General features: G+C 40.1%; 14 protein-coding genes. 1 reads left to right on the forward strand and 13 read right to left on the reverse strand.

The features are described from left to right. Positions 1–137: 137 nt before the first annotated feature. Together OO184_RS16655 and OO184_RS16660 are read right to left on the reverse strand one after the other, a co-directional pair. The gene (locus OO184_RS16655) at positions 138–758 is read right to left on the reverse strand and encodes a beta/gamma crystallin domain-containing protein (protein WP_265380135.1); all 621 of its coding nucleotides are present in this window, start codon (positions 756–758) and stop codon (positions 138–140) included. Positions 759–1,333: 575 nt separating this feature from the next. After that, positions 1,334–1,825, reverse strand: coding sequence for a YbaK/prolyl-tRNA synthetase associated domain-containing protein (locus OO184_RS16660; protein ID WP_265380136.1), 492 nt, complete (start codon positions 1,823–1,825; stop codon positions 1,334–1,336). Between the two features lie 296 nt (positions 1,826–2,121). On the opposite strand from OO184_RS16660, the gene yiaY reads away from it, so the two are divergent. Then, positions 2,122–3,273: an L-threonine dehydrogenase gene (gene yiaY, locus OO184_RS16665; RefSeq protein WP_265380137.1), complete on the forward strand. Its 1,152-nt coding sequence runs from the start codon at positions 2,122–2,124 to the stop codon at positions 3,271–3,273. A 367-nt stretch (positions 3,274–3,640) separates the two neighbouring features. On the opposite strand, the gene OO184_RS16670 is transcribed toward yiaY, so the two are convergent. The 11 genes from OO184_RS16670 to hisC all read right to left on the reverse strand — a co-directional run bounded on the left by OO184_RS16670 (position 3,641) and on the right by hisC (position 14,866). Beyond that, the gene (locus OO184_RS16670) at positions 3,641–4,522 is read right to left on the reverse strand and encodes a DMT family transporter (RefSeq protein ID WP_265380138.1); all 882 of its coding nucleotides are present in this window, start codon (positions 4,520–4,522) and stop codon (positions 3,641–3,643) included. A 328-nt stretch (positions 4,523–4,850) separates the two neighbouring features. Next, positions 4,851–5,717, reverse strand: coding sequence for a 2OG-Fe(II)-dependent halogenase WelO5 family protein (locus tag OO184_RS16675; RefSeq protein WP_265380139.1), 867 nt, complete (start codon positions 5,715–5,717; stop codon positions 4,851–4,853). Positions 5,718–5,778: 61 nt separating this feature from the next. Next, positions 5,779–6,687: a fatty acid desaturase family protein gene (locus tag OO184_RS16680; RefSeq protein WP_312023707.1), complete on the reverse strand. Its 909-nt coding sequence runs from the start codon at positions 6,685–6,687 to the stop codon at positions 5,779–5,781. Next, complete coding sequence (locus OO184_RS16685) at positions 6,599–7,096, reverse strand: hypothetical protein (protein ID WP_265380140.1); 498 nt, start codon at positions 7,094–7,096, stop codon at positions 6,599–6,601. Before OO184_RS16685 ends, OO184_RS16680 begins: the two co-directional genes overlap by 89 nt. Before the next feature lie 423 nt (positions 7,097–7,519). Then, positions 7,520–9,157 carry a bifunctional metallophosphatase/5'-nucleotidase gene (locus OO184_RS16690; protein ID WP_265380141.1) on the reverse strand — a complete coding sequence of 546 codons (1,638 nt, stop codon included), beginning with the start codon at positions 9,155–9,157 and terminating at the stop codon, positions 7,520–7,522. 833 nt (positions 9,158–9,990) lie between these two features. Further along, on the reverse strand, positions 9,991–10,596 hold the full coding sequence (gene hisIE / locus OO184_RS16695; RefSeq protein WP_265380142.1) for a bifunctional phosphoribosyl-AMP cyclohydrolase/phosphoribosyl-ATP diphosphatase HisIE: 606 nt from the start codon (positions 10,594–10,596) through the stop codon (positions 9,991–9,993). Continuing rightward, a complete protein-coding gene (gene hisF, locus OO184_RS16700) occupies positions 10,590–11,366 on the reverse strand; it encodes an imidazole glycerol phosphate synthase subunit HisF (protein ID WP_265380143.1) in 777 nt (258 codons plus the stop codon). Before hisF ends, hisIE begins: the two co-directional genes overlap by 7 nt. After that, complete coding sequence (gene hisA / locus OO184_RS16705) at positions 11,348–12,085, reverse strand: 1-(5-phosphoribosyl)-5-[(5-phosphoribosylamino)methylideneamino]imidazole-4-carboxamide isomerase (RefSeq protein WP_265380144.1); 738 nt, start codon at positions 12,083–12,085, stop codon at positions 11,348–11,350. The genes hisF and hisA overlap by 19 nt, the downstream gene beginning before the upstream one ends. Positions 12,086–12,090: 5 nt before the next feature. Continuing rightward, positions 12,091–12,696, reverse strand: coding sequence for an imidazole glycerol phosphate synthase subunit HisH (gene hisH / locus OO184_RS16710; protein ID WP_265380145.1), 606 nt, complete (start codon positions 12,694–12,696; stop codon positions 12,091–12,093). Continuing rightward, positions 12,696–13,763 carry a bifunctional histidinol-phosphatase/imidazoleglycerol-phosphate dehydratase HisB gene (gene hisB, locus OO184_RS16715; RefSeq protein WP_265380146.1) on the reverse strand — a complete coding sequence of 356 codons (1,068 nt, stop codon included), beginning with the start codon at positions 13,761–13,763 and terminating at the stop codon, positions 12,696–12,698. The genes hisH and hisB overlap by 1 nt, the downstream gene beginning before the upstream one ends. Next, positions 13,763–14,866: a histidinol-phosphate transaminase gene (gene hisC, locus OO184_RS16720; RefSeq protein ID WP_265380170.1), complete on the reverse strand. Its 1,104-nt coding sequence runs from the start codon at positions 14,864–14,866 to the stop codon at positions 13,763–13,765. The genes hisB and hisC overlap by 1 nt, the downstream gene beginning before the upstream one ends. Positions 14,867–14,875: the final 9 nt, after the last annotated feature.

A 14,875-nucleotide genomic window follows, 5' to 3' on the forward strand; every position in this document is an offset into this window, starting at 1 on the left:
TGTTAAAAATTTATTGTCTTGGTAGAAATGAATACACCGTTGCGGTTTTTAATGATGTTCCGCAACGGTGTTGCTTAAATTTTCAGAACGTAGCCTGTCTGAAAATGACAGTTAACTATTGTTACATTATGACCGGATTAGTTAGAAAACTCGGTACTGATAATATGAATATCAAAACGATTACCACCTACGTTAACTATTCTGAGATTTTTAGGGAAATTAGCTTTCTCATCAATAGTAACAACACCATTTGCATCACGATAGAAATAGAATGATCCGTTATTAATATATACTCCAGTACTGGTATTTCTTATTGCAATGGCAGTGACTAACTCGGTTTCAAATGGCAGTATACCAACCAGTGCATAATCATCATCAGTTGTTGTTTCAACTGGGCCCACGCAATGTGTATTCGTGAACATTGAGAATTTAATACCTGAATAAGTATCATCAATAAGTCTTAATGCAACCAGACAGGTATTTTTTGGCGCCACTTTGAACTTAGATAATCCTCTAATTTCTCTATCAATATCTGGATGATCGTATTCCCATTCACGATAGCGTTGACCTGGTTCACAATCGGTCTGATGACGCCATGCATAAACTTTTGATAGTGTTCCAATTCTTACTGAGCGGAATCTATCGTTAAGATCATAAGGCAATGGAATAATGCTATCGTTTTCTGGATAATGGTGCGCTTCACCCAGGAAGTATTTTCTATCGAAAAAAGTTGCACCTGTAATTAACTTATCAGTCATATTTCTCTATTCCTTAAACTTTATTTTAAAAAAACGTCATATTTCTTTCTGAAAGCGAGATGAGAATACAGTGAGTGTGGGGTCTTGTATTTAATAAAATATAATGAATAGGCATATTAAATTGTTGCGAATATAACATTAATATAATTGACATGTCATTTTGTGCTGATATTTGAAATAAAGATTCTGAAATTAAAAATAATTGAAAATTCCTATCAACAAACACCTTTATTGGGGTAGGGAATTATCCCCTAATGTAATTGATAATTTCTTGTATATGACTCAATAGTGAATAATTAGATATTCATGGTATTTGATAATTATACCTCTCTATTTAATGTTTATATGATGTGGCAATAATAACTTTATCTAGTGATATAAATTTATGGTGGAGGGATAGTTACCATTTTAAATGAATATGTTTAGCAAGAATGCAGAATTATCTCCCTAAATTCTTATTGAGAGTGAAACTAACTCTTAGGATTAGGAAGGAAATAGGAAGAAAACAGTCCAGTAGTCTGAAATAGCCTATTTTTATAGGCTACTTTGATAAATATCATTTTTTGCAGTGATATTTATGCTACCCGGCGAAAAATCACCAATTCAGGTTGTGCAATTCGGTGATAATCTTGGGTGTTAAGAATCACTGAGCGTTCAAGGCTGCCGGCATTGAACGCCAATTCATTAAATCGTTCAAATAATAAAGGATCTGCAACCAGTTTCAGGGCTGGATGGAAACTGAAAGGCGGAATAGCGCCAAATACACATTGAGTCAGTTCAAAAACTTCTTTAGGGCTTGCTAGTGAGGCACGGCTGCCACCGATCTGTTTTGCCAGTAAAGAGAGGTCTGCTTGTTGATCCGCAGGTAGTACAGCGAGTACATATTGACGAAATCCTTCTCCCTTAACATGGCAAACTAATCCTTTTGCTCCTTGTCCAAGTTGTGTACCTCGAATTTTTGCAACCTCTTCAGAACGTCCGGCGGTTGGATGTTCCATTACCCGATAGTTGGCATGATGATTATCCAGTAATGCGGTCAGGCGGCTAAATATTTCGTTAGAGGACAAAATAAACTCCTAAGTAAAAATCTTCTGAATTGATATATAAATCTTCTCGATTATTGTATTTATTATATTGCCAATTGCATATATTACCAATAAGGAAATTATCAAATATCTATTTTAATAATCATCATATAACTCTACCGATGTATATGTTTATATTTTTTGAATTATGTGGTTTAAATAGAACTATTATTTATGTTTATTGCAAGAGAGTGATCTGTAGTTCCATTAGGTGATTTTTAAATTTTAATTTTTATATATTTTCATTCTAAAACTATTTTAATATTAAGGAATTGTCAATGATGACTACAAATTTTTTTATGCCGTTAGTAAATATGCTTGGTGTGGGCTGTCTGGTTGAAGCGGTAAATGCGATGAAAAGTGATGGTTACAAGCGAGCGCTGATTGTGACTGATCGTGTTTTAAATGAAATTGGAACCGTAGCGAAAGTTCAGTCTTTATTATCTGATGTTGATATTGAGAGTGTGGTTTATGACGGTACCAATCCGAATCCGACGACAGTTAATGTTGAAGAAGGTTTGGATATGCTGCGTCAGCATAATAGCGATTGCGTTATTTCCTTAGGTGGTGGTTCGCCACATGATTGTGCAAAAGCCATCGTATTGGTCGCGGCTAATGGGGGAGATATCCGGGATTATGTAGGTATTGGTTGTTCCTCTAAACCGCATTTGCCATTAATCTCTATCAATACGACTGCGGGTACCGCATCAGAAATGTCACGTTTCTGCGTCATTACCGATACTGAGTGCCACATTAAAATGGCCATTGCGGATAAGAAAATAACACCTGTTTTATCTGTGAACGATCCAGAATTGATGGTTGGAATGCCGAAAGGTTTAACCGCCGCGACCGGAATGGATGCAATGACGCATGCGATTGAAGCTTACCTCTCTAAAATGTCCAATCCAATAACCGATGCTTGCGCACTGAAAGCGATCACGATGATTAGTCACTCTTTACGCCAGGCAGTCGCAGATGGGAGCAATATAGAAGCACGTGAAAACATGGCCTATGCGCAATTTTTGGCAGGTATGGCGTTTAATAGTGCATTACTGGGATATGTTCACGCCATGTCTCACCAATTGGGTGGTACTTATGATTTGCCGCATGGGGTATGTAATGCCATTTTGTTGCCGCACGTTCAAGAGTTCAATGCCAAAGCGGTTGCGGGTCGTTTGAAAGATATTGCCGCGGCGATGGGGATAGATGTCAGCGCTATGAATGATCAGCAAGGGGCTGCGGCATGCATTGTTGAAATTCGTAAGTTGTTAAAAGATATTGGTATTCCGTCGGGTTTAGCGGAATTGAATGTCAAACTAGAAGATTTATCCATGTTGGCGACTAATGCCTTGAAAGATATATGTTGTTTGACTAATCCCACTCAAGCTACCCATGAAGAAATTGTTTCGATCTTTAAAGCGGCCATGTGATTTGTTAGCTCTCATTTTATTCATGTAAATACCTATGCCTAATTGGGCAAGGAGCAGTTACCAAAAGGCGACGTAGATGTATACGTCGCCTGATAGTCATTTTTCGCGCAGAATGTTTATATTGTCAGACGACCTCGTAGCACGTGAACTGCACTTAAAAAGTACCATCCGGTTACCAGATCGATTTGAATAAGCTATTAATTATTCTTCATTCACATTAATGATGCGATCTTGTTTAGGATAAGTAATGGGAGATTTTTCAGCGAAATTCCAGATTAATAAATTCATGCTGAAAATTATTTTATAACTGATAACGGAATAAAGGATATGGCTGTTACCGGGATAATTTATACCCGGCAACACAACTTTATTTAGTGAAAAGAACTATTTTCTTTGTACGAAAGACTAATACAAGTCCTGACAAGATAGCTACCATACCCAGCAGACTGAGAGCCGGTAATGCATTTCCCAAAAATAAATAATCCATTACGGCGGTAACACCAGGAACGAGATAAAATAGACTCGTTACATTCACTAAATTACCACTTTGAATAAGCCGGTAAAGTAATAGTTGAGCGACAACTGAAATCACTAACCCAAGCCATAATAATGAAATAATAAAGCCAGGCACCAGTTGAAATTCAAAAGGCTGGAAAGGAACAAACAGCAAGCAAAGCAGTAAACTGACACTATATTGCAGAGGTAAAACTGTAGAAGGAGCTTGATGAATTCGTTTCTGTAAAATTGCGCCAGAACTCATACAAGCCAATGCTGCTAAGGCAAAAGTAATACCCGCAAAGGAAAACCGGGACAACACCAGGCTTTGATACACTACTAATATCAAGCCCAATAACGCTAATAATAAACCCGATAAACGTACAATCGAAAAACGGCGTTCAATCACTAGCAGTGTGATAATCGGCTGAATTCCCATCACGGTAGCCAGAACGCCAGGCGTGATCCCGTTATCCAAAGCAAAAAAATAACAGATAGAATAGCCGCCAATTAATAAAACACCGGTACCAGCTACCTGTTTGCGTGTCCCATGTACAGGCAGACAATGAGCATTACGCCTGAATAATAATCCCAGAAATATCAAAAAAATAAGCGCAATAGCAAAACGCATCGTGAGAATGGCAAATGCGGTACTGTGATCAAGTCCCCATCGAGAAAAAATCGCACCACTGCTCCACAATAAGACAAAAAGCAAGGTCGAGCTATAAGAGATCCATTGAGTTTTAGAAATCATAGGAATTCATACCTGTTTTACATTTAACGTACCCAAGCCAACGCAGCCAGCTAAATCTGGCAACACGTTGAATGTTAACCATCCCTCATAGACGACATATTACACAGTTATGGATAATAAAGGAGGTGGAGCAGCAACAGGAGAAACGAAAGTAAAACGCATGCACACATTTACTTTGGCTAATACCAGCCAGGTAAGCGTAATCAGTGTGCATGCAAGTAATGGCATAATCTGTATCTTTAACATTTACATTAATCATTTTTAAATATAAATGCATATTCCGCTATGGTCAAATATTTGTAAGCAATTTCCAACATCATGCACACGTCTATGTCCACCAAATAAGATCACCATTTTGCTGTAATCCTATAAAACAGCTCACGAGTAAACGCCGTTCCGGTGAAAAGATAGTATTACCATTCAGTACCGCATGGATTAAATTCCCATTCAGCAATACCAAATCCCCCGCATCAATATTAATCACCATACTTGTATGATCTTCCAATAATTCAGATTGATATGGAAAACCGCTGTAAGCTAAACCAAGAGCACTACGTGATTGATCATCAGGCTGAATATTCCATACTTTTAACTGCCCTCCATTTTGGGGAACGTCGGCGTAAAAATTTACCGCCATGACACGATTAATTTGTTGGATCTCAAAATCACTCTGGCGTGGATCACTCAGCTGTGCAAGATCATCATGAGGTAATAAAAGAAATTCACCGAAGTTATTCCAATACAAAATTTTTACATTTCCCGCAGCAACACCATGATACATGGCAGGACGAATTACCTGTGAGTTATTACCACTAAAATGAGTTATTTGTTTAATGAAATGATCCATTGGATTGATTGTATCCTGAAACATCTCATCAATTGCCGAACGAAAATTTTCTGCTTCTTCTATATATTGACGGGTATCTTTTTCAATATGAGATGCCCCAATAAAATACCCTTCAACACCATTAATACCTCCACCATAACGGGGAATGCGAGCAGGAGAACGCCAAAAATTCTCAATTATTCTCTTTCTTTGTTCTGGTGGAAGAAAATCACGAACCTGACAAGCCGCAAGGTGACCATCCAAAAGGTCATAAACCGCATCCATTGATATATCGTTCGACGTTTCGTATACAATAAATTCTGATTCTGCCAGTTTTGTTCCTTTAATACTGGATTCTTCTTGTATCATAACAGATTCCCCAATAGTAAATTGATCGGTCTATCTATCAAACCTGTAGTGATTAACTGGATTATTTTTGCCTTATAGATCTGTGTAACAGAGGTCTGCGCTTATGTAAAAAACCTAATATCGCAGGTACCGGGCTAATAATCCTCTTCTGCGCAGCGAGTTGGGTTGAATATTTCCTGTGTAAATCAGGTAACTGCTTCCAGTGGATGCCGCCTGAAATATGATGCTCTTGATGATAACCATCATTAAACATGAATAAATTATAGATACGTCCATAATAGCTCACTGAGTTTGCAAATCTATTCTCCGGCTGTGCGCCATAATGTTCGTAGTAGTTTTGAATATTAACCAGGACAAAGGAAAAATAGAGAGAGGGTAAATAACAAAATAAAGCCCATTCCCAAGACAGAGTGAATAAGATAATAATCCACCCTACCTGGAACAATCTATCTAACCTCAATTGCCATAATTCTTTAATTTTATTGGTTCTGGCATTAGAAAGAAGTTTTTCATACCCTTTATCAGCTTTACTGAGTGGTTTATGCCAGATAAATAGAGACCAGCACATACGCACAAAACTATTATAAAAGGTAGATGCTGCGCCAAGGACAGAATAGTACCAAAGAGTACTATGCTCGCCATTTATAAAGGTAGAAGAGGTATCCAAAGGTCCGCTTTCACCTACTCCCCGATCATTATTATATTTGTGGTGATTACGAACATGGGACAGGTGATAAGACTGTACAGACTGCCCAATATTCATTGAATTTAATATCGACACAAACATATTCATTACACGAGAAACGAACCAGGGAGTATGGGTGAAAAAATGCGATATCACTATTATATTGTAAGTTGTCATCAGTGTAAGAAGCACAATGTTAACTAACCACCCCATAATAGTGAAATGATCCCAATACATGACCAGTGTAACCGTGGCTACCGTATGCGAAATACTTAATATAAACATGACTGCATCCCAAGCGGAATATTTCCAGATAGCCATCATTACTCTCCTGGTCAAGATAAGATTGTAAACTTCCGCGCCGCCTTACATCCACTGTTGCACAATGGAAGGAGCCGCCGAAAGAGTTAAAGTTCCTGAAATTACATGGGATCGGAGTAAAGCCCCAACGTTTCATTACAGCGATCATAGGTTCATCCTGCTTTTCAACAATCACCCGCTTCTCATCCAGCATTAGAATATTCATGTTGATCCATTTACTGGTCATATACCGAGGATGGTTGTCAGGAATAACCGGTTCAGGCGCATGCAGCACATCCCATCCTTTAAACAGCTCAGGAACTTTTAACACCTTTTTCTGATTAATTAATAGTTTCCCAGGCGCCATAGGGACAAATGTGGCATCAATGTGCATAGGATTATCATCATTAAATTCAAAAACGTGAATACGATAATCATCACCTAAATACAGTTAAAAGTTTTATTTTTTCATTATGAAATTACTGTAATAATATTATAATTACACTGTGCTTTTATAAACCTAAACTAACTCTATAAATTTACCTGCCTACAATAATAATAATATATAGACATTTAAATTTGTAAAGGCATTAGATTTAAGCACTGTGAAATAGAGCACATGTTATTGCTTGCTACATCATTATTTACTTATAAAACATTACCGTAGATACAACCTGATTATTATCTTGACTGTCATTTGCTCGAAAAGGGCTGTGGATCGTGATTGCAGGAGAGACAAAATATACAAAACCGTAGGTATTTGTACCTATTCCGTCGGGCGTTATTAATAAAATAACCCAACGAAATAGGTTGTCAATTATTCTTCGTTCACATTAATGATGCGATCTTGTTTAGGATAAGTAATGGGAGATTTTTCAGCGAAATATTTCATTACAGCATCAACATCAGGTACGCTATATACAGGATCAATACCCTCGTTAAATACCGAGAAGTTATTTCCCCCTGTTGCCAGAAATTCATTAGCAACCACACGGTATTTTCTATTTAATTCAATAGGTTCACCGTTGATTTTCATTGAGCGGGTAATCACACGATTACCTACAGGTTTGGCGCTATTCCACTGATATTCAAAACCATTAGAAACTGCCAAAATTTGCGGACGTGAACGATCCCATTGTTGTTCCAGCAGACGTTTAATTTGTTCACCGGTTAGTGTCTTGGTTAATAATATATTGGAAAATGGCTGAACAGCGTAGATAGCATTGTAAGTTACCTCACCACCAGTCATGTCAGCACGAATACCGCCGCTGTTCATAAATGCAATTTGGGCGCCGCCATTCTCTTTAGGTGCAGTAGTATACAAATGTGCATCTGCAATCACTTTACCCAGTGAAGATTCACCAGCACGATTAGTTTGCCTATTCAGATTGCTATCTAACTTACCAATGACACGGTTTGCTAATGGAGCGGCTATTTTTTCATATATATCCAGCATATTAGTCACTTCTGGATCTTTTTCATATTTACGGTTATCAACCCAAATATTTTCTGCTTTAAAGTCCACAATATCCTTAGTGAATTTGTCCAGTTTTAGATCCAGGTTAGTTATTAACGCGCCATTAGCCTGTGCAGAGGTGACTGGTTTACCATTAATCACGCAGTTATATGCCTGATGCGTGTGACCAGTAATAACGAAATCAATCTCCTTATCCAGTTGATTAACAATATCCAACACTTCACCGGTTAAAGCATTGCAGGCATTTACATCAATCGGCTTGCCATCACTTTTTTGTTCAGCACCTTCATGAATCAGAACTCCTATTGCTTTAACACCTTGTTTCTGTAGCTCCGGCACTAAAGCGTTAATGGTTTTAACTTCGTTAGCGAAGCTCAAACCTTTGGCTCCGCTTGGTGTCACTATCTCTGGAGTACTTTCCAGAGTCAGACCAATGAAAGCCATTGGAATACCGTCAAATTTTTTAATGATATATGCAGGAAATAGTGTCTTACCCGTTTGATTGATGGTGACATTTGCTGCCAGATACTGAAATTTCGCCCCTGTAAATGGTTTTGGTCCTTGACAGCCAGTCACAGAATGACAGCCGCCATTCTGTTTACGCAGCAGTTCATCCTTACCTTTATCAAACTCATGATTGCCAACAGCAGTTGCTTCCAAACCTACTTTGGATAGCGTTTCAATTGTTGGTTCATCATGGAACATTGAAGAGAGTAATGGACTTGCACCGATCATATCGCCAGCGCCAACGACAATATTGTTAGGCTTCTCTTTCTTTAATTCTTTGATTAGCGTGGACATATGTTCAATGCCGCCGGGTTTGTTGGGGTCTGGTGCTTTCAGCGCACCATGAAAATCATTCATAGCCAAGACACGAATATCAATAGTATCTGCTTTATCATGGCCGGGTTTAACGATACATCCGGCCAACAGGGCACTACTAATCGCAAAAAAAATTAATTTGTATTTATTATTCATCTTATTATCTCTTGGTATTGAGTTCACGTTTTAGACAGTCAATCACATCTAATTATTTGCTGTAACAAATGTAATGTTCATCATGATTAATCTGATTTGAACAGACGCAGATTATTGTACTTGGAAATGGCAAAACGTTTATCTAAACCAACAGTGTGAGTTTATTTTTTATAATTAAAGGTATTTGTATTTTCATCATGCAGGTAGTAATTTGTATATATACCACTTTTGATGCTATCCCAGTGCCATTTTATACTAATATCGTATAAATATGTTTTCCAAATAAGATTAGTTTTTCTTGGAGGGGAGTTTTGATATTGGAGCAAGAATTTAGTTCAATTTTTTATTCAGAGCTAAAATTAAGTAACTAAAATTTAATTTAAAAAATATATTCTATGTTATTATAATTTTTCACCGATGGAAAAACCTTGACGTGAGAAAAAATCAACAAATAAAGTAGAATAATGCTCCTTTTTAAATACCAAAATAAAATATTTAATCTTTGTATTCAATATAACTATACCCTCTAATCAGAATGCTAGAGTTTATATTAGCAATACTTCTTTCTCAATTGGTTAAAAATGGTAATTGAATATAGCACGAAAAAAACACGTTATTCATAATTAAGGCTGTTCGAACAAATACCTATACTTTTTATTTAATGCAGAATTGATCACCACTCCATAAATCTATGATGGGCTGCGTCTGAAAATAACAGCCGACCTCAAATCGGCTATTTTCAGATGAAGTTGTTTTTCAATGGTGATGCTGGTGTAAATGGAAAATCAACTGTGTTGACGGGATAAAGATCTGAAATCAACCAGACTTCTGAATCATCTTTCCCGTAATCGACGAATGACACAGCTAAGATCTAAATTTTGATCCTGTAGTAAAACCATCAGGTGATACATCAGGTCTGCTGCTTCATTCGTTAGCTCTTCTCTATTATTCACTACCGCTGCTAAAGCAGTTTCTACTCCTTCTTCACCCACTTTCTGAGCGATTCGTTTAGTACCGCTGGCATATAACTTCGCGGTGTATGAGTGGTTGGGGTCGGCTGTTTTGCGACTTGCCAGCAATTTTTCAAGCTGATAGAGAAATCCCCATTCAGTTTGCGCCGGAGCAAAGCAACTGTATGTACCAAAATGGCAGGTAGGGCCGATTGGATTTGCGAGTGCCAACAGGGCATCATTGTCACAATCAGGATAGATATTGACTAAATTAAGAAAATGGCCGGAGCTTTCACCTTTGGTCCACAGACGTTGTTTGCTGCGGGAAAAGAAAGTAATTTTGCCTGAACTGATAGTGACGTCCAGTGCTTCTTTATTCATATAGCCCATCATTAGGACATCGCCGGATATCGCATGTTGCACAATAACCGGCATCATATAAGCGACTTTTTCCCAATCCAGTTTTTCGATTTGTTGTGCGGTTAGCAAGTTCTTATCTCCACGCCGTGTTGTGAAAGGTACTGTTTTAATTCGCCAATATTAATAATGTGTTTATGGAATACAGATGCTGCGAGTGCGCCATCGACATTTGCCTGTTTAAAGGCATCAAGAAAGTGTTCTGGTGCGCCTGCGCCGCCGGAGGCAATGAGAGGAACATGACAAACGTCTCGTACCTGTTTTAGTTGAGCCAGATCATAGCCATTACGGACCCCATCCTGATTCATCATATTGAGCACGATTTCACCTGCGCCGCGGCGTTGTACTTCTTTTACCCAATCGAGGGTTTGCCATTGAGTGGCCTTTGTGCGTTTTTCATCACCGGTAAACTGATAAACCTGATAGCGGCCAGTACTTTCATCAAACCAAGTATCAATCCCTACGACGATACATTGAACGCCGTAACGATCGGCTAAACGGGTAATTAAGGTTGGATCGGCTAAAGCAGGGGAGTTGATAGAGATTTTATCTGCCCCAAATGAGAGGATTTGCCCTGCATCTTCGACGGTTTTAATCCCACCGGCAACGCAAAAAGGAATATCGATCACTTCCGCAACTTTGGCGACCCAACTTTTATCGACGACCCGTCCATCCGATGAGGCTGTGATGTCGTAGAAAACCAGTTCATCTGCGCCTTCCTTCGCGTAACGTTGAGCGAGCGGCACAATATCGCCGATAATTTCGTGATGACGAAATTGAATGCCTTTAACCACTTGCCCGTCACGAACGTCAAGGCAAGGAATTATGCGTTTTGCCAGCATTGAATTGCCTCCGTCAGGGTAAATTTTCCATCAAGTAATGCACGACCAATAATAATCCCGGCTACACCACTGGCAGGTAGAGAAGAGATATCATTTAACCTGCCGATGCCCCCCGACGCCTGAAACGCGATTTGGGGATAACATTGGCAAATTGCCCGATATAATTCGACGTTTGAGCCAGTTAGCGTGCCATCGCGGGAGATATCTGTACACAGGACATGTCTCAATCCGCAGGGCAGATATTGCTCAATAACTTGTTCCAGAGTGACAGTGGAATTCTCCTGCCAACCATTAATGGCAATCTGTTTCGTGCCTGTATCGTTGATACGGACATCCAGCGCCAGCACAATATTTTCCGCACCATAACGTTTAAACCATTGGGTAACTAGTGCTGGTTGTTTTATAGCGATGGAGCCAATCACGATCCGGTCGGCACCCGCATCAAACAATGTTTTCACATCTTCTTCTGTGCGGATGCCGCCGCCAACTTGAACAGGTATAGAAACCGCTGCAAGTAATTTGCGTAGTAAAGGGAATTGGCGAGCGGAGGGATCTTTAGCGCCGGTCAGATCGACCAAATGAAGTCGTTTTGCTCCCTGTTGTTCATATTGTTGAAAGTGGGACAGAGGATCGTGCTGATAATCCCGTTGTTGAGCATAATCCCCCTGATGTAACCGTACTACTTTGCCATCAATCAAATCTAATGCGGGTATAATCATTGTGCTTACATCTCCAGAAAATTCTTTAATAGTCTGGCTCCGGCAGCACCGGAACGTTCAGGGTGAAACTGCACGCCAAAGAAGTTGTCTTTAGCGATTGCACTGCTGAAAGTATTGCCATATTCAGTTTGTGCAATGGTGTAGGTATTCAGCGGGATCGCGTAGCTATGGACAAAATAAAAATAGGTATTGTCTTTAATACCACGGAATAGCGGGTGTTCGGCTTTTGGCTGAACTTGATTCCAGCCCATATGTGGCAATGGAAGTCCATGAGTAGCCATTTTTTGCACGGGGGAAGCAATAATTTCAAGTAAGGTGACATTATCACCGGTAACATTATCGCTTTCTTCGCTGGTGGCAGCGAATAACTGCATGCCAAGACAAATACCTAACACAGGTTGGCTAAGTACTTTAATTAACGGTATCAGTTCCCGTTGTTGCAATTGATCCATTGCGGCACTAGCAGTGCCGACGCCAGGCAAAAGTAATTTATCTGCTGCCAGAATCGTTGTTGCTTCTTGGCTGATTTCAGGTTGATAGCCTAATTTTTGGATGGCATAAGCTATCGATGCCAAATTGGCGCAGCCAGTATCAAGAATGACGACTTTCATCACAGAACCCCTTTGGAACTAGGCAATGTATCGCCTTCTATGCGAATCGCCTGACGCAGTGTTCGGCCAAAGGCTTTAAACAGGCTCTCCGCTCTGTGATGATCGTTGCTGCCTTTCGTTTTCAGATGCAGTGTACAGGCCATTGCATAAGAGAGCGATCGAAAGAAGTGCTCAATCATTTCAGTACTTAAATCACCCACCCGCTGGTGTTTGAATTCAGCTTTATATTCCAGATAAGGGCGACCGGAGATATCGAGAGCACAGCGGGCAAGGCATTCATCCATTGGCAACACAAAACCAAAGCGACAGATTCCCCGTTTATCTCCCAGAGCTAGCTTCAATGCTTCACCCAATGCCAGACCGGTGTCTTCAACGGTGTGGTGATCGTCAATAAAGAGATCGCCTTTAACCTGAACATTCATGCGGAAGCCGCCGTGAGTAGCAATTTGATCCAACATATGGTCAAAGAACCCGACACCGGTATTGATATCGCTGCCACCTTCATGATCGAGCCAAACGTCAATATTGATGGATGTCTCTTTAGTGACACGTTGAATGTGAGCGTGGCGATCTTTACGGGTCAGTTGTTCACTGATAGCAGACCAGCCAAGGTTTTTCGGATGATAACGTAACCCCTGAATGCCCATATTTTTTGCCAGTTGCAGGTCGGTTTCACGGTCGCCAATCACATAGCTGTTAGCGGTATCCATTAATCCTTCTGCCAGATATTTTTCCACCAGCTTTATTTTTGGCTTACGGCAATGGCAGTTCTCTTCTGGCTTGTGAGGGCAGATTAAAACTTCATCAAAATAGATCCCTTGAGAATTGAAAATCTGCATCATCAGGTTATGTGGCGGTTCAAACTGTTCTAATGGAAAACTATTTGTGCCAAGGCCATCCTGATTGGTGATCATAATCAGCTTGAATCCCGATTTTTGCAGGGCGAGCAGAGCAGGAATAACCTCGGTTTCCAGAGCCAGTTTATCCAGACGATCAACCTGAAAATCTGTTGGCGGTTCAGTGATCAGCGTACCATCCCGATCAATAAAAAGGAGTTTCTGGTTCATCAGCTTGCGATCTCCTTTGGTTGTTCATTTATAGTGGAAAGGGTGCTGATGGCTTCAACCACCTGCTCGCATTCTTTACGGCTACCGATGGTGATCCGCAGGCAACCCTCTAAACTGGGCTGTTTACGCTGATCGCGCAGGATGATGCCTTGATGCCATAATGTTTTGAAAACAGTTTCTGCGTCATAGAATTTCACCAATATATAGTTGGTTTCACTGGGGAATACCTTTTCAACGATAGCCAATTTATTCAGGGCTTGTTGCAAATAATCGCGGTTCTTCCTGGTCTCAATAACCCGTTTTTGCATAACGGCGATGCCTTCTGTTGTCAGTGCCTGTGCTGCAATATCCGCAACAGGAGTAGAAAGCGGGTAAGGCGCGATCACTTTTAACAACAGAGTGATGATATCCACAGAAGCTAGCGTAAATCCACAGCGCAGACCGGCTAAAGCAAAAGCTTTCGAGAGGGTTCGCAAAATGACTAAATTTGGATAGTTTTTTAGCCAACTTGCGATACTATTTTCCGGGCAGAATTCGATATAGGCTTCATCAATGGTGACAATGGCGCGGTTGGCGGTCAGTTCCAAGATTTTACGTAGTGAATCTGGATTAATTGTGTTTCCTGTTGGGTTATTAGGGCTACAGATATAGATCAATTTTACCCGATCGAGGTTGTTTTCGATCGCTTCGATATCCAGTTGCCAATTTTCCAGTGCAGCAATTTTCTTTTGTTCGACACCAAAAGCTTCAGCGCTGACACTGTACATACCATAAGTTGGAGGGCAGAACAGAACCACATCTTGTCCAGGCTCACAAAATACGCGGATTAGAAGTTCAATAGCTTCATCAGCGCCACGACAGGCTAGCACTTGCTCAGGTTGTAAACCGGCATAGGCCGCATAACGGCGGATAACCGAGGCTGGCTGGCAGTCAGGATAACGGTTCAATGTTTGCTTAGCGCATTGGAAATCCGGCGCTAGGGGGTACTCATTGGCATTCAACCAAACATCGCCATTGCCGCCAAGGCGACGAGCAGACATATAAGGGGTTAATTTGCGGATATTTTCTCGTGCCAACAGATTGGCGTCGAAAATGTTATTCATAATTGACTC

The sequence above is a fragment of the Photorhabdus aballayi genome, from assembly GCF_026153155.1.
GTDB lineage: Bacteria > Pseudomonadota > Gammaproteobacteria > Enterobacterales > Enterobacteriaceae > Photorhabdus > Photorhabdus luminescens.